This is a genomic window from Allorhizobium borbori (assembly GCF_014196535.1).
Classification (GTDB): domain Bacteria; phylum Pseudomonadota; class Alphaproteobacteria; order Rhizobiales; family Rhizobiaceae; genus Ectorhizobium; species Ectorhizobium borbori.
This window is the reverse complement of record NZ_JACIDU010000007.1, coordinates 22,264-43,093: the sequence shown is the minus strand read 5'-3', so window position 1 is coordinate 43,093 and position 20,830 is coordinate 22,264. Positions and strand designations below refer to the sequence as shown.

At 60.0% G+C, this 20,830-nt stretch carries 22 protein-coding genes and 2 tRNA genes; 7 read left to right on the top strand and 17 right to left on the bottom strand.

What is annotated here, in order from left to right; translation table 11 throughout:
* Positions 1 to 40: 40 nt before the first annotated feature.
* Positions 41 to 994: a nucleoside hydrolase gene (locus GGQ66_RS09895; protein ID WP_183791991.1), complete on the bottom strand. Its 954-nt coding sequence runs from the start codon at positions 992 to 994 to the stop codon at positions 41 to 43.
* Positions 995 to 1,233: 239 nt separating this feature from the next.
* Between GGQ66_RS09895 and GGQ66_RS09890 the strand changes: the two genes are divergently transcribed.
* On the top strand, positions 1,234 to 2,019 hold the full coding sequence (locus tag GGQ66_RS09890) for a TSUP family transporter (protein ID WP_183791989.1): 786 nt from the start codon (positions 1,234 to 1,236) through the stop codon (positions 2,017 to 2,019).
* On the opposite strand, the gene cobU is transcribed toward GGQ66_RS09890, so the two are convergent.
* Positions 2,020 to 2,547 (bottom strand): bifunctional adenosylcobinamide kinase/adenosylcobinamide-phosphate guanylyltransferase, encoded by a 528-nt coding sequence (gene cobU, locus GGQ66_RS09885; RefSeq protein ID WP_370686325.1) that lies wholly within the window; start codon positions 2,545 to 2,547, stop codon positions 2,020 to 2,022.
* Positions 2,548 to 2,960: 413 nt separating this feature from the next.
* Between cobU and GGQ66_RS09880 the strand changes: the two genes are divergently transcribed.
* Positions 2,961 to 3,302, top strand: coding sequence for a hypothetical protein (locus GGQ66_RS09880; RefSeq protein WP_183791985.1), 342 nt, complete (start codon positions 2,961 to 2,963; stop codon positions 3,300 to 3,302).
* A gap of 4 nt (positions 3,303 to 3,306) precedes the next feature.
* Here GGQ66_RS09880 and GGQ66_RS09875 read toward each other — a convergent pair whose 3' ends face one another.
* From GGQ66_RS09875 to GGQ66_RS09865, 3 genes are all read right to left on the bottom strand, one after another.
* Positions 3,307 to 4,071: a phosphodiester glycosidase family protein gene (locus GGQ66_RS09875; RefSeq protein ID WP_237358863.1), complete on the bottom strand. Its 765-nt coding sequence runs from the start codon at positions 4,069 to 4,071 to the stop codon at positions 3,307 to 3,309.
* Between the two features lie 31 nt (positions 4,072 to 4,102).
* A complete protein-coding gene (locus tag GGQ66_RS09870; RefSeq protein ID WP_183791983.1) occupies positions 4,103 to 4,261 on the bottom strand; it encodes a hypothetical protein in 159 nt (52 codons plus the stop codon).
* Between the two features lie 119 nt (positions 4,262 to 4,380).
* Positions 4,381 to 4,539, bottom strand: a complete 159-nt coding sequence (locus tag GGQ66_RS09865) for an entericidin domain-containing protein (protein ID WP_183791981.1) — start codon at positions 4,537 to 4,539, stop codon at positions 4,381 to 4,383.
* Between the two features lie 142 nt (positions 4,540 to 4,681).
* Here GGQ66_RS09865 and GGQ66_RS09860 point away from each other — a divergent pair, with 142 nt between their 5' ends.
* Positions 4,682 to 5,479, top strand: coding sequence for a formyl transferase (locus GGQ66_RS09860; RefSeq protein WP_183791979.1), 798 nt, complete (start codon positions 4,682 to 4,684; stop codon positions 5,477 to 5,479).
* Positions 5,480 to 5,485: 6 nt separating this feature from the next.
* Here the strand turns inward: GGQ66_RS09860 and GGQ66_RS09855 are convergent, their stop codons facing one another.
* On the bottom strand, positions 5,486 to 6,382 hold the full coding sequence (locus GGQ66_RS09855; protein ID WP_183791977.1) for a LysR substrate-binding domain-containing protein: 897 nt from the start codon (positions 6,380 to 6,382) through the stop codon (positions 5,486 to 5,488).
* A gap of 199 nt (positions 6,383 to 6,581) precedes the next feature.
* Between GGQ66_RS09855 and GGQ66_RS09850 the strand changes: the two genes are divergently transcribed.
* Positions 6,582 to 6,794, top strand: coding sequence for a hypothetical protein (locus GGQ66_RS09850; protein WP_183791975.1), 213 nt, complete (start codon positions 6,582 to 6,584; stop codon positions 6,792 to 6,794).
* Between the two features lie 16 nt (positions 6,795 to 6,810).
* On the opposite strand, the gene GGQ66_RS09845 is transcribed toward GGQ66_RS09850, so the two are convergent.
* The 6 genes from GGQ66_RS09845 to GGQ66_RS09820 all read right to left on the bottom strand — a co-directional run bounded on the left by GGQ66_RS09845 (position 6,811) and on the right by GGQ66_RS09820 (position 14,291).
* Complete coding sequence (locus GGQ66_RS09845) at positions 6,811 to 7,650, bottom strand: response regulator (RefSeq protein ID WP_183791973.1); 840 nt, start codon at positions 7,648 to 7,650, stop codon at positions 6,811 to 6,813.
* A gap of 157 nt (positions 7,651 to 7,807) precedes the next feature.
* Positions 7,808 to 10,246, bottom strand: coding sequence for a mechanosensitive ion channel family protein (locus GGQ66_RS09840; protein WP_183791971.1), 2,439 nt, complete (start codon positions 10,244 to 10,246; stop codon positions 7,808 to 7,810).
* 193 nt (positions 10,247 to 10,439) lie between these two features.
* The gene (locus tag GGQ66_RS09835) at positions 10,440 to 11,483 is read right to left on the bottom strand and encodes a sulfate/molybdate ABC transporter ATP-binding protein (RefSeq protein WP_183791969.1); all 1,044 of its coding nucleotides are present in this window, start codon (positions 11,481 to 11,483) and stop codon (positions 10,440 to 10,442) included.
* 17 nt (positions 11,484 to 11,500) lie between these two features.
* Positions 11,501 to 12,412, bottom strand: coding sequence for a sulfate ABC transporter permease subunit CysW (gene cysW / locus GGQ66_RS09830; protein WP_183791967.1), 912 nt, complete (start codon positions 12,410 to 12,412; stop codon positions 11,501 to 11,503).
* Complete coding sequence (cysT, locus tag GGQ66_RS09825; protein WP_183791965.1) at positions 12,402 to 13,265, bottom strand: sulfate ABC transporter permease subunit CysT; 864 nt, start codon at positions 13,263 to 13,265, stop codon at positions 12,402 to 12,404. The genes cysW and cysT overlap by 11 nt, the downstream gene beginning before the upstream one ends.
* A 3-nt stretch (positions 13,266 to 13,268) precedes the next feature.
* Complete coding sequence (locus GGQ66_RS09820; RefSeq protein ID WP_183791963.1) at positions 13,269 to 14,291, bottom strand: sulfate ABC transporter substrate-binding protein; 1,023 nt, start codon at positions 14,289 to 14,291, stop codon at positions 13,269 to 13,271.
* 358 nt (positions 14,292 to 14,649) lie between these two features.
* On the opposite strand from GGQ66_RS09820, the gene GGQ66_RS09815 reads away from it, so the two are divergent.
* From GGQ66_RS09815 to GGQ66_RS09805, 3 genes are all read left to right on the top strand, one after another.
* A tRNA-Lys gene (locus GGQ66_RS09815) sits at positions 14,650 to 14,725 on the top strand.
* A 45-nt stretch (positions 14,726 to 14,770) separates the two neighbouring features.
* Positions 14,771 to 14,846 (top strand) — tRNA-Lys (locus tag GGQ66_RS09810).
* Between the two features lie 349 nt (positions 14,847 to 15,195).
* Complete coding sequence (locus tag GGQ66_RS09805) at positions 15,196 to 15,405, top strand: hypothetical protein (RefSeq protein WP_183791961.1); 210 nt, start codon at positions 15,196 to 15,198, stop codon at positions 15,403 to 15,405.
* Positions 15,406 to 15,427: 22 nt separating this feature from the next.
* On the opposite strand, the gene GGQ66_RS09800 is transcribed toward GGQ66_RS09805, so the two are convergent.
* The 5 genes from GGQ66_RS09800 to ilvC form a co-directional block, all read right to left on the bottom strand.
* Entirely contained in the window at positions 15,428 to 16,345 is a 918-nt protein-coding gene (locus tag GGQ66_RS09800; protein WP_183791959.1) for a PhzF family phenazine biosynthesis protein, read from the bottom strand.
* A gap of 85 nt (positions 16,346 to 16,430) precedes the next feature.
* On the bottom strand, positions 16,431 to 17,168 hold the full coding sequence (locus GGQ66_RS09795) for an NUDIX hydrolase (protein ID WP_183791957.1): 738 nt from the start codon (positions 17,166 to 17,168) through the stop codon (positions 16,431 to 16,433).
* Entirely contained in the window at positions 17,165 to 18,271 is a 1,107-nt protein-coding gene (locus GGQ66_RS09790) for an endonuclease/exonuclease/phosphatase family protein (protein WP_183791955.1), read from the bottom strand. Before GGQ66_RS09790 ends, GGQ66_RS09795 begins: the two co-directional genes overlap by 4 nt.
* Before the next feature lie 100 nt (positions 18,272 to 18,371).
* The gene (locus GGQ66_RS09785; protein ID WP_183791953.1) at positions 18,372 to 19,598 is read right to left on the bottom strand and encodes an aminotransferase-like domain-containing protein; all 1,227 of its coding nucleotides are present in this window, start codon (positions 19,596 to 19,598) and stop codon (positions 18,372 to 18,374) included.
* Positions 19,599 to 19,767: 169 nt separating this feature from the next.
* Positions 19,768 to 20,787, bottom strand: a complete 1,020-nt coding sequence (gene ilvC / locus GGQ66_RS09780) for a ketol-acid reductoisomerase (protein WP_183791951.1) — start codon at positions 20,785 to 20,787, stop codon at positions 19,768 to 19,770.
* Between the last annotated feature and the right edge of the window lie 43 nt (positions 20,788 to 20,830).

The window sequence follows — 20,830 nt, the reverse complement described above, 5'->3', positions numbered from 1 at the left end:
GCAAAGCCCCGCAAGAGACGGAATCGATTCGCCTTTTCGCTCAGACCTGACCAAGCAGTGTCGTGCGGATCAACTCCAGCACAGCCGGAGCATTGATGTGGGTGCAGATCGTCTGGCTCGGGTGTCCGTCCCAGGCACTGGGGCCAAAGCGCATGCCATCGGGTTTCAGAACGGTCTTTCCCTCGGCAATCCCATCGGTCAGTACGCGCACCGCACCACTCATCGTCTCGAATAATTCGGGCGCCACCGCGTAGACGCAGGCGCAGGAATCGTGAACGACCATGCCGTCGCCAACGCGGTGGCGATAAAAATCCATGTAAAACTGCGAAAGATCGTTCAGCAGGTGCAGCGCTTCGCCGCCCTCCTCGGCAATCTCCGCAAGCTTGCCGCGCGTCATCACCGTTTTCGTGGTCACGTCGAGACCGATGGCTGTCACCGGCCAGGATGCGGTGAACACGAGGTCGGCCGCTTCCGGATCGTTGTGAATGTTCGCTTCCGCCGCCAGGCTGGCATTGCCGGGCATGGCAAAGGCCCCGCCCATCAGGATAACCCGCTTCACCAGACCGGCAATTTCCGGCGCCTCCTGCAGCGCCAGCGCCAGATTGGCGAGCGGCGCCACCGCAATCAGCGTCACCTCGCCGGGATTGGCCTTCACCGTATCGATGATGAAGCGATGTGCCGGACGGGGATCGGCCTCGCGCGCAACCGCCTGCGGAATATCGATCCCGCCGAGACCGCTCTCGCCATGAATGAAGGTCGGAAAAGCGTGTTGCGTGCGCTCGGGATTGAAGGGCGACGCCGCCCCCTTGGCAACCGGCGCATCGATGCCCCAGCGCTCGGTCAGAAACAGCGCATTGCGCGTCGTGGTCTCAACGGAAGCGTTACCGAAAACGGTGGTGATGCCGATGAGGTCGATGCCGGGGTGACGATGCAGGAAGAGCAGCGCCATCGCATCGTCCACGCCGGGGTCCGTATCGAAAATCACCTTCTCCATTGGCCCCGGGCCTCCTGTCTGGACTGTATCATCCTTCCTCTTTAGACGAGGCGGCGCGACGGGAAAACTGATTTTCGGCAAAGGGCGCGCTTGCTCACACAACACATGCACCGCGTGAATCAATCTGGATGAAAACAAGGCCAAAGCGCTGAATTCCGGACGATATATCCGTATGGCGATTGTGCGGACAACGGACCGGTGCCACAAGAGGGCACAGTCTCAACCGAATCGTTTCCGCCATGACCGACCTTCTGCCGCACATCGTCATCCTGCTGTTCGCCGCATCGGTGCTGGCGGGCTTCATCGATTCCATCGCCGGCGGTGGCGGGCTTATCGCCATTCCCGCCATGCTGCTGGCAGGCATTCCCCCGCTTGAAGCGCTCGGTACCAACAAGCTCAGCGCCCAGTTCGGCGCGGCCTCCGCCACCCTCTCCTATGCCCGCAAGGGGCATGTGCGATTATCCGAACAATATCCGATGGCACTGATGGCGGTTGGCGGCGGGGCGCTTGGCGCGCTTGCCGCCGCCTTCGTGCCGCCGGATTATCTCAGGGCCATCATGCCCGTCATGCTGATTGCCATCGGCCTTTACTTCGCATTCAAGCCAAGCCTCGGCGATGCGGACAGCAAACGCCGCATGCGGCCCTTCATATTCGGCCTGTCCATCGTGCCGCTGATCGGCTTCTACGATGGTATTTTCGGCCCCGGCACCGGTTCGTTTTTCATGCTCGCCTTCGTGCTTCTGGCCGGCTTCGGCCTGCTGAAGGCCACTGCCCACACGAAGCTGTTGAACCTCGGCTCCAATTTTGGCGCCTTCCTCGTCTTCGTGGTAACGGGATCGATCCTGTGGAAGCTCGGCGTCCTGATGGCCATCGGCCAGATTATCGGCGCGCAGATCGGTTCACGACTGGCCATGAAAAACGGCGCAAAGCTCATTCGCCCGCTGCTCGTGGTCTCCTGCCTTGCCATGGCCGCGCGCCTGTTGATCGACCCCGCCAATCCCTTGCGGCTGGCGCTCGGCCTCTGATCACCCCTTCATTTTCAACGGCAGGCCGGCGGCAATGAAATAGACTTCGTCGGCAAGTGCGGCGATGCGTTGGTGAAGCCGTCCGGCATCGTCGCGAAAATCGCGCGCCATGCGATGCTCGGGCACGATGCCAAGCCCGACTTCGTTCGAAACGAAGACCACCCGCCCCTCAAGCGTCGGGCAGACGGCGGCAAGCGCATCGAACGCCGCTTCGATATCGCGCTCAGCCATCATCAGATTGGTCAGCCACAGCGTCAGGCAATCGACCAGGATCGCCCGACCTGGCCGGGCGATCTCGGCAAGCGTCCCGGGCAAGTCCAATGGCTCCTCATGCGTCGCCCATTCCGCCGGCCGCGAGGCGCGGTGATGGGCAATGCGGGCGTTCATCTCGCCGTCGAGCGCTTCGGCTGTGGCGATGTAATGCACCTCAAGGCCGCTTTCGCGCAGCATGGTCTCCGAAAACCGCGACTTCCCGGAGCGTGCGCCCCCCAGAACCAGAACGAGACCCGTTTTCTTGCTTTCCGACACCGGATGAATGCTCCCTGACCATAAAAAAGGCGGGCGACCACCACGGCCACCCGCCTGGCATGCGAAAGGTGGACGATTCGTAGAAAAAGAGGCGTCCGGCCCGGTTGATCGCATAACCGCCGGAATCTGACGCCGAAACCGGCGCCGCGTCAAGTCGTGGATGGGGAAAACAAGGGAGAGCCTGATAGGCTCGCTTCCGGCACGCAATACCTAAAACCGGAAGCGAAGGGCGGTATCTCCGCCGCGAGATCACTCTTACCCGGACATCGTTACCGGAGCGTTAGCAACACGGCGAGGGATCAAGATTTTCCGATTTATTTGCAGATGACTTTCCATTCTCACAGGTCACGGTTTTTGTCTTGCGCGACAGCCTCGCCTCCCCGAATCTGTCGCGGCAATAGCAGGAGATTCGCATGAGCAAGGACGTAACGAGCGAAACCGTATCGACGAGGCTGACGGGCTTTTCAGAGACGGACAGGCAATGGCTGGCAGCAACACTTGAACATGCCGGCCATGACGACGCTATGCTCGATGGCCTGCACCTCTATCTCGACATCGCCGCCAATGCCCGCTTTCTCAACGCGCTGAAGCTGGAAAAGGCCGGTGAATGGCTGGGCAACAACGCGCCCGGACGCCTGCAGATTCGCCTGATGGAAGCCGCTCGTTCCAGCCAGCACGCCGCTTTCCAGTCCTTCCGGCAGGGGCTCGTCCGTTCCGGTGGCCTTGAACGCGCCTATCCGAAATCGGCGCTCTGACACATCACTCCGGCAGACGTGACACGACGCCGACGATTGGTCCCATCGGGAAAAGCCGGTCGTTGCGGCCAAGTCGCGGCATAAGCGCGCTGGAAATCGTGCCGTCGAAATAAAGCGCATTCGGCGATTTGAGCATGTCGCGGAACAGAAGCGCAAAATCATAGAACCGCACGCGGTCATCCGAAATCGCGAAATGCACGCGGCCGTGGACATCCACGCCGACACCGTTACGGATCTTCAGGCTGTCGCTATCGGGCAGGAAGCGGGGATGAACTGCGTTGTCGATCACCAGCATGGGCCCGGATTGCGTGGCAAAGCGCGGCTTTAGTCCGCTGCGGGCATAGGCCCCCGCCTCGGTGACGCCAGCTTTCCCGTCGCCGAAATGGAAAACGCCATTCGGCAGAAGATGGAAATTGCCATACCCCCCGGAGAGCACCAGCGGCCGCTTTTCAACACCGTTTTCAATAAACAGGCCAACGGGTGAAAGATCGTCGTGATACATTCCCGCATTCATCGCGAATTCGAGAAAGGCGTGACGACGCCAAAGGCCGCGCGTCAATGCATCAAACCCGCCATATGTCTCTCCCGCCGCATCGGCATGGAACAGACGCAGATCCGTGCGCGCGGGATCGAAGGTGCAAACGGTGTAGCGCGCATCACGAAATTCGAGCGCGCGGCAAGCCTCGTTGTTCTCCCGCGCCTCAACAGCAGCCGGAAAAATCGACAACGCGGCCCATAACACCGCCATGAAACGAAAACGAACGGGCATGGCCCTCCAAGATCACACCCTTCGCGCCGCATCAACCGGATGTGTTGGATTCGGCAACTTCAAAACCTGTGAACAGCCCGGTCTGGGTCGCCAGATCGCGCCCGTTTTCCCAAACCATAGAGGCCGTCGCAAACGTCACCATAAGGCCGAGATAGGCGGCACTGATCTTCGCAAGCGTGTTTAGCGTCATCCTGCTCCTCCTTTCCGTCTCACAAGGCGGGTATGAAAGAATACAAAAGGGGCAAACGCATTTACCGGTTACGCGGGACTGGAGCGTATATCCGGCCCCCACCGGATACGCGAATCTCCTTAGCGGCGAGCCGCCTTGCCAACATTCTTAGCGGCATCCTGTGTCGCATTTATGGTATTGGCCGTATCCTGCCCCATACCACGAAGTGTATTGCCGCAAGACGACAGGGTGAGCACCGCAGCCGTGAGCAGAACCGCACCGGTAACGATCGATCGCATGAATTTTCTCCTGTTGGAACTATCATGGGGGTAACGCGCGAGAGAGGAAAAGGTTCACGCGAGTGTGACCGGGCGATTCACTTTCCGCAAACCCTCTCCGGCAAGGATGCCCTTGACGAAAATCAGGACGGAACCCTTATCGATGCCGAGAGATAATCGGACGCCGGTGGATCATATGCCCGCCATCGTGGTTCTGGCCGCACCGGGTCTCATTCCTGCCGTGCTGACAAATGCTCTGGCCCAAGCCTTTCGCGGGCGCGTGATCGTCATCAAAGAGCGACCCGAAGGTCCTTTCGCCGTTGCACGGCGGCGGGCGCGTCGCCTCGGGCCGGTGACGGCGCTCGGACAACTCGGCACTGCCATCGCATCACGGTTGATGAAGAAGACCAGTCGCACGCGAATGGACGCAATCCTTGCCGCTCATGGACGCAGGCCGGAACTGAACCTGGATGTTCCACGCCTGTCCGTGACCTCGGTCAATGACGCGGAAACCCGATCTGCGATTGCGCGCCTGAAACCCGGCGTCATCGTCACCATCGCCTGCCGGCTTATCGGGCGGGAAACGCTGGCGGCGGCCCCCTGCCCGATCATCAATTTCCACGCGGGTATCAACCCGGCCTATCGGGGGCAGATGGGTGGTTACTGGGCGCTCGCCCTCGCAGACCCTGATAATTTCGGCGCGACGATCCATCTCGTGGATGCAGGAATCGATACCGGCGCAACGCTCTACGAGGTAAGGCCGAAACCCGATCCGGCGGATTCGATGGCAACCTATCCGCTTCTGCTGGCGGTGGCGGGCGTTGAAAGGCTGATCCAGGCCGTCGACGATGCGCTTTCGGGCAACCTAAAACCTGTTCAAACGACAGGGCCGTCGGCACTGCACTACCCGCCAACGATTTGGCGGTGGCTGTGGACAGGCATCAGGCGTGGCATCTGGTAAGGACGGTCACACCAATGCGGGCGCAATCTCGATGAAGGCTTCGCGGATGCACTCCGCCACCGCCCGGATCGGGCCGGTCTGGCGCTCGGCGGTCACAAGGCGAATGTCGAAACCACCGAGTTCCGGCAATCCCTCTTTTTCGCCGAGGATCGCCATATCGTGGCGAACGAAGGAACGCGGCAGCGGCGCAATCGCCAGATCTGCGAGAATTGCTGCGTGCTGGGCCATGGTGTGGCCGCTCAGATAGGCAACGCGATACGGCAATCCCGCCGCTTCCAGCCTGGACAGCGCCTCACCGCGCCAGGCGCATCCCTCTTCCCAGATGGACAGCGGTAACGGCGTGCGCAGATGTGCCGTCCCACACTTCGCACCCACCCAGACCAGCTTTTCCGTGAAGACGACCCGGCCTTCATACCGATCGATGCCGCATGACGAGTTGAACAATGCGAGATCCAGCCGCTGTTCATTCATCCGCCGCCGCAAGCCGGAACTGGTATCGATGGTCACATCGATCATGACACCGGGATAATGGCTGGCAAAAGCCTTGAGAACGCTGGGCAGCAGGCGTTCGCCAATACCCTCCGGCGCGCCGAGCCTGACCACACCGGAAAGCTCAGGCATGATGAAGCGGGCAACCACCTCGTTGGAAAGCGCCAGCATCCGCCGCGCATAGGTCAGGAGCATTTCCCCGTGAACCGTCAGCGTCACGGATCGCGCATCGCGAATGAACAACGTGGCGCCGAGCTGCTCCTCGAGTTTCTTGATCTGCATGGAAACGGCCGACGGCGTGCGGAACACGGCTTCGGCGGCCGTGGAAAAATTTCCGGTCTCGGCGATGGCGACAAAGGTTCTCAGCACATCGTTATCGAGAAGCGGCAGCGGCTGGCGAAAGGGCACAGTCATGGCATCACCGTTCAATGAAATTGAATGAGAAAAGAATATCATTGCATTTTATTGAATGTCAATTCGCCAACCAGCACGACGGCTGCCATGGAAAATACATCAAAACAAATGATGCATAGCATTAGTATCATTCGATTGATTGATGGCACGCTTCCGGGCATCCTCATCGCATGAACACAAGCGTCGGATGGAGGATACCATGGCGATCATCGTGATAGAGCAGGACCTCGCAACCCCACGGCAGGGTCCGCGCAATGTCATGCGGCTTTCGCTGCGCCTTGCCGCGTTTGCCATCAGTCGCTACCGATACTTTGAACAATGGCGGGAAGAGCGGGCACAGGCGCGCGAGCTTGCGTCCCTGCCCATGGATATGCGCAAGGACTTCGGCTGGCCAGGACCGGACCGGCATTAACCGGAGACCGAACAACTCAGGAAGCGCGAGCCACTGGCTTGCGGGAGGAGTGCGACCGAATCTGCATCAGCGTGTCGAGGTTCTGGTTCACGCGGCAGTAGAATTCCTCGTCGATGAACGGGCGCAGCATGAAGTCGTTACCGCCCGCCTTCAGGAACTTGGCCGACAGCAGCCGGTCCGTGGACGAGGAAACACCGATGATACGAAGTTCGTGGTGCCCGCGGGCACCGCGAATACGTCGCGTCAGTTCAAAGCCATCGATATCCGGCATGTTGTAGTCGGTAATAACGAGGCCGATATCGGGATTGCTTTTCAGGATGCTGAGCGCCTTCGTGCCGTTCTCGGCGACGGAAACGCGGAAATTGTAACGCTTGAGGCGGCTGGAGAGCAGCGCACGCGCCGTCGGGCTGTCATCGACGATGAGGACGTGATGACGATGATTGGTCAGGAAGCGGCAGACGGCTTCCACCAGCATATCGACGGCGAAGACATTATCCTTCAGCACGTAATCGACGATATCCATCGACAGGATTTTCTCGCGCATGCCATCCTGCATCGTGCCTGTGAACACGATCACCGGAACCGAAAGATCGATGAGGTAATCCAGCGCCTCGCCGTTTTCGGCACCGGGCAGATTGATGTTGGAAATAGCAAGCGTGATCGGCTCGGACGTCTTTTCGTAGAGAAGCTGAAGCTCCTCGAAATTCCGGCAAATCTCGACTTCGATACCCAGGGTCTCCCGCAGCGATGCGCTGATCATCGACGTGAACATATGCGAGTCCTCGGCGACGACGATGCGGGCGGGACGCAATGTCTCTCCCGTGTACTGCATTCCGGAAATACCGAGGAAAGACATGTGAAAACCTTCAATGAGAGAAACTGTCAATAGCAATGGCAGAATTGCCTCAACACTTTTCAGAAGCGTTAATCACACACGCGAATATTCATCGGTAACTTGCGGAAACGTCTCATTTCGGGAGACGACTTGTTTTCGCCTACCCCGCGCTGATCCATCAACTCGTCTTTTTTTCTCCCGGTTCTGTGCCGGTTGCCGGAGGCGGAACATCGCCCTGCATATGGACCGTCACATTGCGCTGCGGATAGGGAATGCCGATCCCCTCGTCACGAAAACGCTCGAAGATAGCCAGCCGGATGTCGTTCTTCACCATAGAGCCGTTCAGCACATCGCCCAGAAACACACGCAGCTCGAAATCGAGCGAGGATTCGCCGAAGTTCTGGAACAGAACAACCGGTTCCGGATTGCGCAGCACCTTGGGATGCGCCTTGCCAATCTCCTGCAGGATCTCCATCACCCGGCGCGGATCGGCACTGTAATCCACACCGATGGCAATATCGGCGCGGCCCAGCTTGTTACGGTGGGTCCAGTTGCCGACGCGACCGTTGATGAGGTCGGAGTTGGGCACGATGATCGTCTGGCGCGGGAAGGTCTCGATTTCCGTGGCGCGAACCGAAATGCGCTTCACGAAGCCTTCCGTCGTTCCGGTCACCACCCAGTCACCCACCTTGAACGGGCGCTCGGCGAGAAGGATGAGGCCCGACACGAAGTTCGACACGATGTTCTGGAGGCCGAAACCGACACCGAGGGAAAGAGCACCGGCAACGAGCGCGAGGCTGGAAAGGTTGATGCCCGCAGCAGACACGCCGATCAGACCGGCCAGGCCAACGCCGAGATATCCGATACCGGTGCGAATGGAGTTGCGCAGGCCCGCCTCCACATGCGAGCGCTCCATGATGTTGCCGTCGATCCACCGCTGCAACCAGCGCGTCAGCGCCAGCCCTGCAATGAAAAGCACGATGCCGCCGAAAATCGCGACCAGCGAAATCGTGATATTACCGACGGTAATCTCCGTGGCCAGCGTATAGGCCCATTGCTCCAGATCTTCCGGACGGAAGCCCCATGACAGGAGAATGAGCGGCAGTCCGGTCAGGACAGCCAGGATATAGACGCCAAGCCCTGCGGCCAACCCGATCTGGTCCAGCGCCACCGCTCCGAGCTTGTAGCGTTCTTCCAGATAACGTCCGGCAGCGGTCTGGGAAAAATTGTCGCGATGCGAGATCGCGCGCCCCGAGAGAATGCCGATATACATCGTTGCCAGCACGGCGCCGGTCAGCACGATCTGGGTGGAAATGAAGCGCGCCAGCCCGACATAACCGGTCAGCGCTGCGAAAATCAGGACGACGCCGGAAATCCGTAGAAACACGCTGCCCCAACGCGGCCAGGCCCGACCGACTGCCGCCGGATCACCATCCTCCGCGATCCGGGGGCGGAGGAAGGAAAGGGCAATCAGGATCAGGCCGATCAGGATCGCCGCCACAAAACTGCGCGCCACGGTCAGAACAACGGGTGAAGCAAGTTCCGTACTGACCGTCGACAGGAGATAGTCGAAGCCGTTGATGATCGCCATCAGCACCACAGCCGTCGACAACGCCTTTGCGCCGGTATCGGACAGCGGCGCCAGACGCCAGTTCGAGGCGTTCGATGAGAAGGCATACTGCGAAAGCCGGCCCACGAAATAGACGAGGCCGATGCAGTTGATCGTCGCGATCAGGATTGGTGCAACGTCGGGCCGCAGGACGTTGAACGCATCCAGAAAGAAGTAGCTGGACCCGAGGAACGCCGCCAGCGATGCCGATTGCAGAACCGTCTGGAAGAAGGCCGTGGAGAGGCGGCTGATATAAGGCACATCGACCCGGGCGGGATCGCGATTGATGTGACGCCCGAGCAGGCGATAGCCGCCGGCGAAAAAGATCAGCGCCGCAGCAATCGACAGCGTGATCGCCGCCAGGAGTTGCAGTTTCTTGGCCTTCCAGGAGAATGTCAGCCAGCTTCCGAACGTATCGCCAAGTACCTGAGCCTCTTCCGCAAACGCACTGCTCGCCTCCGCAAACACGTTGCCGGAAACCTCCGTGCGCTTGAACAGCATTTCGGAAAACAGGCTGCGGCGCTGGGCGGTAATATCGTTGCTGAGCCCTCGCGCAGCCGCAACCAGAGCATCCGCTTCCCCGATAATCGCGGTGATTTCCGCGCGCTCGGCGTTCAGGCGCTGGCGCTCGTCGGAAACGATGGAAGCTTCGGGTGGCTGCCCCTCGCCCGGCGGATCGCCAAGTTCGGTCAGTCGCGCCTTGATCGCGTCGGTACGAGCGCGCAGATCATCCGACGTCTTGCCGACTTCACGCGCAAGATCATCGACCTGCGAATTCAGCGTAGCCAACTTCTCGTCGTCGTTCTCATCCACCTTGGCCTTTGCCCTGAAGCCATCGAGCTTGGCGGACTGCGTCTGCACGGTCGCATGAGCCTGCGCGGCCGGTGACGCCGGCTTGCTATCATCGGCTACGGCCGGAATTTGCGCCAGAACCGGCGCCGGTTGCACGGCAACCACGGACAGGAGAGCGACAAGCAGAAGGCGGAAGCGGAAACAATTGTTTCGCAATGGGTAATCCTCAGGCAGTGGGTTCAATGTGCGCGCCGCCCGACAAGCCGTTTCCGGATGAGACATGGGCGGCACCCCATGAAAATTCGAGTCGCTGCGAGAGATAGGGCAGCTTCTTGGCAAAGAAAAGAACATAACGAAAAGGGGCAGCTTCCGCCGCCCCTTTCTATCAAACGTCCAATGCCCGAGGAGTTCAGTTTGTCGGGAAAATCCGGTAGTGGCGTGGCCGGAAGGCAATCCGCCCGCCCTTCAGCGCTGCCGACTGATCGGCATTGAGGCTGACCTCGATCTTCTCATGACCGGCGCCCACGTCGACTTCCGTGTGCCAGGTGCCCGCGATACGACGGCTGACCGTCACGAGCCCGGCAATACAACCGCTGCATCCGTCGGTCAGTTCGATGTCGTGCGGACGGAAGTAGAGCGTCGCCGGCCCATCGGGCAAATCGGACGCCTTGATGCCGATCACACGATCATGGAACCAGACTTCGCCATTCTCGATGCGAACCTTCAGGTGGCTGGACTGACCGATAAAGCCGAAGACAAAGGGAGAGACCGGCTTGTCGTAGATCTCATCGGCAGTGCCCACCTGCTCGATATTGCCCTTGCTCATCACCACCACGCGGTCGGCCAGTTCCAGCGCCTCTTCCTGATCGTGGGTCACGAACACGGTGGTATGGCCAGTGCGGTCGTGAATATCGCGCAGCCAGCGGCGCAACTCCTTGCGCACCTGCGCATCGAGCGCACCGAAGGGTTCGTCCAGCAGCAGCACGTTCGGCTCCACCGCCATGGCGCGCGCCAGCGCCACGCGCTGACGCTGGCCACCGGAAAGCTGGGTAGGATAGCGCTTTTCAAGCCCGGAGAGCTGCACGAGATCAAGCAGTTCCAGCGCCCGCCGGCGGATTTCCGCCTTTTCCGGGCGGCGGCTGCTCTTGCGGATACGAAGCCCGAATGTGATGTTGTCGAGCACGGTCATGTGGCGGAAAAGCGCATAGTGCTGGAAAACGAAACCGATATTGCGGTCCTGCACGCTCTTGTGGGAGGCGTCTTCGTCCCCGAAGAAGATACTTCCGGCAGACGGGCGCTCCAGCCCGGCGATCAACCGCAGCAGGGTCGTTTTCCCGGAGCCGGAAGGCCCGAGCAACGCAATGAGCTCACCGGAACGAATGTCCAGCGAGACGTCATTCAGGGCGGGAAAGCGCTCGAATTCCTTGCGGACATTGGCGACGCGAAGTTCCATTTTATGTTCCTGTTCGATCAATGGCCGGGCGTGAGCGCGTGGTCGCGGCTATAGACCCGTTCCAGCAGGGCTTTCAGCACCAGCGTCACGAGGGCAAGCAGAGCCAGCAGCGCGGCAACGGCGAAAGCAGCCACGTAATTATATTCATTGTAGAGGATCTCGACCTGCAGCGGCATGGTGACGGTTTCCCCGCGCAAACGGCCCGACACCACCGACACCGCCCCGAACTCACCCATGGCGCGGGCATTGCACAGCAGAACGCCGTAAAGCAGGCCCCACTTGATGTTCGGCAGCGTCACATACCAGAAGGTTTGCCAGCCGCTCGCTCCCAGCGAAAGGGCGGCCTCCTCATCACCCGTGCCCTGATGCTGCATGAGCGGAATAAGCTCACGCGCCACGAAGGGGAAGGTCACGAAGATGGTGGCAAGCACCACGCCCGGAACGGCAAAGAGCACCTGCGCCCCCCAGCTTTCCAGAACCGGCCCAAGAAACGAGCCCGCGCCGAACAGCAGGATATAGACGAGGCCGGCGATGACCGGAGATACCGAAAATGGTAAGTCGATCAGCGTCGTGAGGAAGGCCTTGCCCTTGAATTCGAACTTGGCGATCGCCCACGCGGCGGCAACGCCGAACACCAGATTGAAAGGCACGGCAATGACCGCGACCAGAAGCGTCAGGCTAACGGCCGACAGGGCGTCGTGATCGGCGATCGCCAGGAGCGCGGCATCGAGCCCCTTGCGTAAAGCTTCGCTGAACACCGCATAAAGCGGCAGGAACAGCACAAGCGCCAGAAATGCGGCGGCCAGTGCAATCAGCAAGATCTTTACAGGCAAGCTCTCCGACGTCGGGTCGCGAAATGGTCGCACACGTTCCTCCTTCGCCGCAGACAGAGCCAGGGCGGATGGCTTCATCGCTGCATCAACTGCCATAGCCAAACCTCCGCCGGCTCCAAGCCTGAATGAGATTGATGCTCAGAAGAACGCTGAATGCAATGACCAGCATGATCGCACCGATGGCGGTCGCTGCCGGATAATTGAATTCCTCGAGCCGCATGAAGATCAGCAAGGGCGCAATCTCGGATTTGTAGGGCAGATTTCCGGCAATGAAGATGACCGAACCATATTCTCCGAAGGACCGCCCGAAGGCGAGCGCGAAACCTGTGAGAATAGCGGGCGCCAGTCCCGGCAGGATGACCCGGAACACGGTCTGGAAGCGAGAGGCCCCAAGCGTTGCTGCCGCCTCCTCCACTTCGCGGTTGATCTCCTCCATCACCGGCTGCACCGTACGCACCACAAACGGCAGACTGACGAAGATGAGCGCGATGACGATACCGATCGGCGTATAGGCGATCTTGATGCCAAGCGGCTGGAAATACTGTCCGATAATGCCGCGCGGCGCATAGATGGCCGTCAGCGCAATGCCTGCCACGGCCGTCGGCAGGGCAAACGGCAGGTCGACCGCGGCATCGATGATGCGGCGGCCCGGAAAACGATAGCGCACCAGTACCCACGCTACCAGAACGCCGAAAACAACATTGACGAGCGCGGCAAACAGCGAGGTGGAGAAACTGACACGCAAGGCCGCAATCAGGCGCTCATCCGTCACCAGCGACCAGAAGGCGCCCCAGCCCATGGAGGCCGAGCGGATACCGAGACCGGCCAGCGGAATGAGAACGATTGCACTGAGATAGAAAAGGGTAAAACCGAGCGTTAGACCGAAACCCGGTATGACACTCGGTTGACGCCATTTCCATCGCTCTGAAGAAGCGTTGGCAAGAGCCATGAATTATTTCCCGGGCTTGTAGATCTGATCGAAGACGCCACCGTCACCGAAGAATTCCGGCTGCACCTTCGCCCAGCCGCCCAGTTGGTCGATCGTGGCGAGTTCGAGCTTGGGGAAGCGCTTCAGAAGGTCGGGATCGACCAGCTCGGGCTCCGACGGACGATAATAATTCTTGGCTGCGATATTCTGCCCCTCCTTGGAGTAGAGGTATTGCAGATAGGCGGTCGCAACTTCGCGCGTTCCCTTCTTGTCGACCACCTGATCGACGACAGCCACCGGCGGCTCCGCCAGGATCGACAGCGACGGCACCACGATTTCAAAGGCGTCCGGCCCCAGTTCCTCGATGGCAAGGAAGGCTTCGTTTTCCCAGGCCAACAGAACGTCACCGATACCGCGCTGGACGAAGGTGGTGGTGGAGCCCCGCGCGCCGGAATCAAGGACGGGAACATGACGGTAGATATCGCCCACGAAAGCCTTGGTCTTCTCGACATCACCGCCGTAGTTCTTCAGGCCCCAGGCCCAGGCCGCCAGCAGGTTCCAGCGGGCGCCGCCGGACGACTTCGGGTTGGGGGTAATGACTTCAACGCCATCCTTGGTCAGATCACCCCAGTCCTTCAACCCTTTCGGATTGCCCTTGCGTACCAGGAAAACGATGGTGGAGGTGTAGGGGGCGTTATTGTGCGCCAGCGTGCCACGCCAGTCCTTGCGGATCTTGCCGCTCTTTTCGGCAATGGCATTGATATCGGCTTCGAGCGCCAGTGTAACGACATCGGCATCCAGTCCGTCGATGACCGCACGCGCCTGCTGGCCGGAACCGCTATGCGTATTCTGGATCCTCACGGTCTCGCCCTTCGTGTCCTTCCAGTATTTTGCGAAGGCAGCATTGAAGGCGCGATAAAGTTCGCGGGTCGGATCATAGGAGACGTTGATGAGTGACGTATCCGCATAAGCTGCGCCGAGAGGAGCGAACTGCATGCCGGCGACCAGAAGCGTCGCGGCGATAAGCGATCTGCGGTTGGAATTCATGATTGCCTCCGTTTTCTATAGTGATCACTGTAGCGGGAAGCCGCGAAACTGAATTGCAATCCGGCACCAAAATATCGCCCATCCAAGAAAATCAATCTCTTCGATGCGGCGCTATGCGGTCTTATTTTCCTCCTCCACCGAATGAAGGTCAACTGCTGATTAAATCGCGCCCTTCGAGCAACGCCCATCTCCGCCTCACAAATACATCATTTTCGGAAAGGTTCCCGCAACCGCGTCCGCTTCTCCTGCACGGCCACAGGCGTCATACACGAGCCGTCGAAAAAATTTCAAACAAGCGCTGGACATTACGGACGAAGCCTTTTATACGCCCTCTCACACCGCAAGCGGGCGGGGTAACGGGTGATTAGCTCAGTTGGTAGAGCAGCTGACTCTTAATCAGCGGGTCGTAGGTTCGAGCCCTACATCACCCACCATCCTCTTCTCAAGGCAAGCCTTGATCCGCCGGCGACGTGTAAAGTGGGTGATTAGCTCAGTTGGTAGAGCAGCTGACTCTTAATCAGCGGGTCGTAGGTTCGAGCCCTACATCACCCACCAAACATTTCCATTTGCAAAACACAAATGCGATCGTCCGCAGATAATGCGTGCGTGCGTACCATCCTGCGCATATCACCCACATAATTTTATGACAGACCGGTGGACGAAATCATTCCGTCCTGTCACAAGGAACGCAGGACGCGGCTGCCGTTATTATAGAACGGGGCCGGGCTGCTGATTGACGTCAGGCGGCTGCCGCGAGATCACGCAGGCCGTCCATTCTCTCCCACAGCAGAAATATCGATTACCCGGTGGCAAGGCGCTTGCAATTCGCGCGGCCGTTTGCCGCCGCTTGACATATGATTCGAAATAGAACAAAATAAGAACATCAAGAAAACAGGAGGCGGAAATGACCTCAACAGATCATGCAATCGAAAATGCGCTGGCGGAAGTCGCCAAGGTTCGCGCCGCCCGCGAACGGCAAATGGCGCAACGCGCGGAGATGCAACGCCGCGCCGAAGCGATCACCAGCCGCCCGCCGGTTTACATTCTGAAGAAATATGGCGGTCAGCAATTAGCCCTCAATCTCGCCGGTAGTCCGTGGGACAAGCCCCAATAAACCTGCCCGCGTCCGAAGCCAATCAGATGTAGAGCGAGCCCGAGGAAACGGGCACGGCTTCGCCACCGATCCGCGCACGGGAAACCCGGTCGCTGTTGACTTCGATGTGAAGATGAATATGTGAAGGCCGCCCCATTTCCACGCCCTGCTCGATCATCAGGCGATGAAGACCGTCAGGCAGGGCATCGAAGTGGTGGATTGCGCCCGAGAGCGCTGCCACTGCCGCACCGGTGGCCGGATCTTCGAGAATCCCCAGCGACGGCGAAAACATGCGGGCATGAAAGCTCGCGTCATGGTGTACGCCGCCGCGGCAATAGACGTAAACCGGCGCACGACGCAGGCTGCCTATCGGCGAGACCTTCGCCCATATCTGCCGATCGAAGGAGATACGGGCGACGGCCGCGAGATCGTGCAGAGGTACAGCCAGGAACGGCACACCAGCACTCCACAGGCTCGGGCGATGGTTTTCGAAACCTATATCGCGCGGATCAAGTCCGAGCATGGCCGAAAGGCCGTCGATATCGGGCTCGTAAGCCAGCCGCTCCGAGAGCTTTGGAAGGTCGAACTCGGCGAAGGTCGGCAGGTTGGCCCGCAGGCGCACGGCGGCGCGCACCGGGCCGACATTCTCTTCCAGCATCGTCACCAGATCGAGATCGCCTTCAATCTCACCATACTGGCGCTCGGCCAGCGCCACCGCTGAGCCGACCGTCGGATGGCCGGCAAAGGGCAGTTCGGTCACGGGGGTAAAGATGCGCAGCCGGTGGGCATGGGCCGGATTGTCCGGCGGCAACACGAAGACGGTTTCCGACAGGTTCATTTCCCGTGCGATGGCCTGCATGACCTCGCCGCTCAGCCCCTCCGCATCAAACACCACCGCCAGCGGGTTCCCCTCAAGCCGCGTACCGGTGAACACGTCATAGATCGCATAATCGCGCGCCATGAAAGCCTCCCTTTCAAATCAACAGCACCCGAGACTACGCCCGCTGAAAATCCCGGCAAGATCGCATGCACGGAATTCACGCCTTTCAGGCCTGTCGGTCGAAAAACCAGGCCAGAAGTGGCAGCATGGGCGCGGCGTAATTGTGGAGACTGGGGTCAGCGCTGCGGATCACCACCGCGTCTTCGACCTCCTCATCCCTGTCGCCCCTTCCCCGAATGGCCTGCGCCATTTCCTCACCGGTCATGGGAAAGTGGAAGAGACGATAAAGAACGATCCGTCCATCGTTGTGAGCCGCATAGAGTTGCCGGTCGGCAACGGCGTCCCTGTCAAGATCGAAGCCCGTTTCCTCCAGCACCTCGCGGCGCATATTGGCTTCGATATCACAATAGCCGTCAACAATGTCGTTCTCATCCAGCGACCCTGCCGCGCAATATACCTGACCGGGATTGGCGGTCTGCGCCGACATGCGGATCGCGACCAGCGCACCATCGCTGGCAACCAGCACCGGAAAGGCGAAGATGTGCATACCGCCAGCACCGCCCGGCTGCTTGCGCCACCAGAGAAAGGTCGAATAGGGAATGATATGTCCCTCGCCGTTCAACACGCCATTCGTGAAGGAAACGCGGCTCTGAAAGACCATCCGTCCATTGAAGAGGGCGGGATTGCGCGCCACTTCCACGTCCCAGTTTGCCGCCGCTGCGGCCTGCCTGGCACGGTGAAACGGATGCTCGCCTTCCACCACGCGCAGAATCACGCCTTCAACGGGAAAAACGGTGTTCGCGGGCGGCCAGCCGGAAAAAGGCGTGTGCGATGAAACGGTCATATCAGATCGAGGGTCATGACAACGGGGCAATGGTCGGAGGCCTTGGGTCGATCCCAGCCAACGCGCGGGAACCGCTCCACCTCCTGCCCCGGCGGAAAGATTGTCCGGAAGGGCTGCCCGGCGCGGATCACCTCCGGCGCGCGGGTGGCATTGGTTTCAGCCAGGTGCGGCGACAGCCAGACATAGTCGAGTTGGCACAGATGCCGCTCCTCCGGCCCCCGCGCGTGATACAGCGTCCAGCGATCCAGCGGGTCGCGACGCTGCATCGGGTTGATAACGAAACCGTCATGGCTGAAGACATCGAGCGCACTGCGATCTTCCTTCCTCGGCGTGAAGACATAGCCATTGCGCCGGTCCCCGGAAATCTCCACACGCTCCTGATAATCGTTCATGTCGCCGCAGATGACAAAATTCATCGCGGCCGCCCGTTCGCCGAAGCGGTTTTCAATGATATGGCGCACCGCCCTCGCCTCCGCTTCGCGCACCGGCATGGTGGAGGTTCGGCCATCGAGACCTTCGCGGCCATTGGTCATCGACTTGAAATGCACCACGAACAGCGTCAGCGGCTTGCCACCGATCCTGAGGTCGATCTCCAGGCAATCGCGCTTGAAGATCTTGTCGTCAGGGCTGCCGGGCAACACGAAATCCGGAGCAAACAAGGCAAGGTCACGATAGGTCAGCGCCGCGTGGCTCTTGACGTCGATGACATCGATGCGCTGACCATCCCGGGTTTCCTCGCGCATCATCACCGCAACGTCGATGCCCCGGCTATCATTGCCTTCAACGAGATACTTATGGCGATAGCCATTACCGACCATGCGGAAGAGATAACCGTATTCGAAGGCCGCAAGGGCGGCCATGCTGTCCACTTCCTGAAGGCACAGGATATCGGCGTCGGCATCGGCGATAGCCAGCGCGGAAAGCTGGCGGGTGTCGTCGGTGGCGGCGATTACGCGTGCCTGCTCCAGCGCCTCGTACTGACCTTCCTTCTTCACCTCGAACAACTGCAGCACCCTGTCACGCCGCAACTGGTTGCGAAACCCGCTGAAATCGAAGCGGGCCATCAGGTTCTCGACATTGAAGGTGGCGATGCGCACGGACATGAATCAGACCTTTCCCGTTCCCTCGAACCTATAAGCACGGAAGGAAACGGGAAACCCCTGAAACGAAAGGGCCGCGCTTTCGCGCGGCCCTTGTTTGAAATCAGGCGGCAGCCTTCATTTCGCTGGACACCAGGCGACCGAGCCGCTTGATGCCCTCCTCGATGGTCGCCTCGTTGGCGCAGGAGAAGCTGAGGCGGATGTGATTGGCGCCGCTGCCATCGGCGTAGAACGCCTTGCCCGGCACAAAGGCAATCTTTTCCTGTACGATGGCCTTGGCGAGAAGATCGGCGCCATCAGCCCCTTCAGGCAAGGTGATCCAGATGAACATGCCGCCTTCCGGCTTGGTCCAGCTCGTGCCTTCCGGCATGTAGCGGGAGAGCGCCGCCAGCATGGCATCGCGCCGCGCGCTGTAGGCGGCCTTGATCTTCGCCACCTGTGCATCGAAACCACGCGCTGCCACATGGGCGATCGCCATCTGGTTGATGGTGGAGGAATGAAGATCGGCGGCCTGCTTCATCAACACCAGCTTGCGGATGACGGCGGAATTGGCAACGACCCAACCGACGCGCAGGCCGGGAGCGAGCGTCTTGGAAAAGCTGCCGCAATAGATCGTGCGTGTCTCGTCGATGCCGCCCTTCTGGGCGATTTCCAGAGAAAGGATCGGCGGAACCGGCGTGCCATCGAAACGCAGCGACTGATAGGCGGCGTCCTCGATCACGGCGATGTCCAGTTCCTCGGCCAGCTCCAGAACCTTCTTGCGCCCCTCGAAATCGACGGTCTCGCCGGTCGGGTTGGCGAAATCCACGGAAAGATAGGCAAATTTCGGCCGGCCGCCCTTGGCGGCAGCGGTCTCCAGATAAGATGCAGGCGTGCGGTTGCCGTTCGGCGTCAACTGGTCATAGTTGGGCTCATAGGCGTTGAAAGCCTGCAACGCGCCGAGATAGGTCGGCCAGTTCACGAGCGCCGTATCGCCCGGCGACAGGAAAAGCTTGCCGAGATAGTCAAGGCCCTGCTGCGAACCGGACACGATGAAAATGTTCTCCGTGCCACATTCGATGCCGATCTTGGCCATCTCGCCGCGCAGCCATTCGCGCAGTGGCAGGAAGCCCTCGCTCACCGAATACTGAAGGGCTGCCCCCACCTGCGGGCCGCTCATGATGTCGGCATAGGCCGCCTTGAAATCCTCCGCCGGAAACAGCGCCGGGTCCGGAATACCGCCCGCGAAGGAGATGATATCGGGCTGCTCCAGAAGCTTCAGGAGTTCGCGGATTTCGGAGGCGCGCATACGGGCAGAGCGCGTGGCAAAGATTTTTTCCCAATCGAGCATGGGCGTTTCCTCGGATTTTTTTGAATACGCGAGATGACCACAGGCGAGTCGATAAGTCAACAATGCTGACCTATCGACTCGAAGCTGAAGAAAGCCGGGATTTTCGCCCCGGCTTTCGAGATTTCGGTCAAACCCGGATGTGAAACCCATCCGGGTTTGCGCGTAACGATTAGTTGACGGCCTTGTCGACCAGCTTGTTCTTGCCGATCCACGGCATCATGCCGCGCAGCTTGGCGCCGACTTCTTCGATCTGGTGAGCATCGTTGACGCGGCGGATACCCTTGAAGCGGGCAGCACCGGCCTTCCATTCCTGCATCCAGTCCGAGGTGAACTTGCCGGTCTGGATGTCCTTGAGGACGCGCTTCATCTCTTCCTTGGTTTCGGCGGTGATGATGCGCGGACCCGTGACGTATTCGCCCCACTCGGCCGTGTTGGAGATCGAGTAGTTCATGTTGGCGATACCGCCTTCATAGATCAGGTCGACGATGAGCTTCACTTCGTGCAGGCACTCGAAATAGGCCATTTCCGGAGCGTAACCGCCTTCGACCAGCGTTTCGAAGCCGGCGCGGATGAGTTCCACGAGACCGCCGCAGAGAACGACCTGTTCGCCGAAGAGGTCGGTTTCGCACTCTTCCTTGAAGTTGGTTTCGATGATGCCCGAACGGCCGCCGCCAACGCCACAGGCGTAGGAGAGAGCGACTTCAAGGGCGTTGCCCGAAGCGTTCTGCTCAACGGCGACCAGGCACGGCACGCCGCCGCCCTTCTGGTATTCGCCGCGAACCGTGTGGCCGGGGCCCTTCGGCGCGATCATGATGACGTCGAGCGAAGCCTTCGGCTCGATGAGGCCGAAGTGAACGTTGAGGCCGTGGGCGAACGCGATGGCAGCGCCGTCACGGATGTTGCCGGCGATCTCGTTCTTGTAGATATCTGCCTGCAGTTCGTCCGGGGTGGCCATCATGATGACGTCGGCCCAGGCAGCGGCTTCGGCAACGGTCATGACCTTGAGGCCATCGGCCTCGACCTTCTTTGCGGTCGGCGAGCCGGCCTTGAGGGCGATGACGAGGTTGGTGGCGCCCGAATCCTTCAGGTTCAGCGCATGGGCACGGCCCTGCGAGCCATAGCCGACGATGGCGACCTTCTTGGACTTGATGAGGTTGAGATCGGCATCACGATCGTAATAAACGCGCATTGGTTGGTCCTTCCCTTGGGTTGGTCTTGATAGTTAGGTTCGA